This window comes from Alcanivorax sp. HI0044, assembly GCF_001634945.1.
On record NZ_LWEZ01001620.1, the window covers coordinates 1 to 1170 of the forward strand.

The following is a 1170-nucleotide window of genomic DNA, read 5'->3' on the forward strand; positions in this document are numbered from 1 at the left end:
CACGAGATGGCGCTGGTGGTTGTTCAGGCCCAATTTGTGAGCCCCACCATGGGCGGCCTGCAAGCCGTTGATACGTTGCAGCTCCCGCGCGCACTCTGGCACCCCGACAAACGCCAGCAGATCACCCTCCTGCAGCGTCATTTCCGGGCCAACCGCTGTGAACAGTCGCTCATCACGCTGAATGTCGGTCAGGAAGCCATGGGTCAGGTTCCGCAGCCCTGCATCCTGAATAGTCCGGCCCGCCAGCGGGCTACCTTTCGCCACCAGCATCTCCACGTGGTACTCACGGGCATCTTCCCACTGGGACGCCATACTCGCCCGGTTCGGCAGCAAAAAACGGCTAATCAGCAACATAAAGGCCGCGCCGCCGAGCAGCACCGGCACACCGACCCAGGCCACATCGAATATGCCGAACGCCGGCAACCCCTTTTCCTGCACCAAACCATCCACTACCAGATTGGTACTCGTGCCAATCAGCGTACAGGTACCGCCAAGAATGGCCGCATAACTCAGTGGCAACAGTAACTTGGAGGCCGACAGGCGCAAGCGTTGCGCCCATTCCTGCACCGCAGGAATCATCATCGCCACAACCGTGGTGTTGTTCAGGAAGGCACTCAGAATGGACGCCGGCGCGATCAACCGAAACTGGCTGGAGAGCACGGACTTGGGCTGGCCCAGCAACCTGTGTGCTACCCAGTAAATGGCGCCGGTATCCCGCAAGGCAGCCGCCACCACGTACAACGCCGCAATGGTCATCAAGCCGGGGTTGGCAAAACCGGACAGCGCCTCGCCCGGGGAAATAAGGCCCGTGATCAAGACGAGCACCAGCGCCGCCATCATGGTCATATCCGCAGGCACTCGGTTACTGGCCAGCGCCCCCAGCACAGCCAGTACAATCAGTAGTGTTATCAGTATTTCCAGCGTCATCAGATGAACCAGACAGAGCCCAGGCCGCGCGACAAACCGCACCGCAAAAAGGGCATTTTACAGGGCAAAGGGAATATAAAAAGGGAGCACTTAGTCAAATATGACATAAGCAAAAAACCAAGGTCTCAGCCAACAATGTCGGATTACGGCCAAGCCTAATTCGACCTACACACTGACAGACGAAACAACCGCGGCGGCTTCAACGTCAGGGTTTGTAGGTCGGATTAGCCTGAAAGGCGTCAT

General features: G+C 58.2%; 1 protein-coding gene. It reads right to left on the reverse strand.

Features of this window, described 5'->3' with window-relative positions; all coding sequences use genetic code 11:
- Window positions 1-927 (reverse strand): SLC13 family permease (locus tag A3730_RS24400; protein ID WP_197477614.1); only part of this gene is annotated, 927 nt, incomplete at its 3' end.
- Window positions 928-1170: the final 243 nt, after the last annotated feature.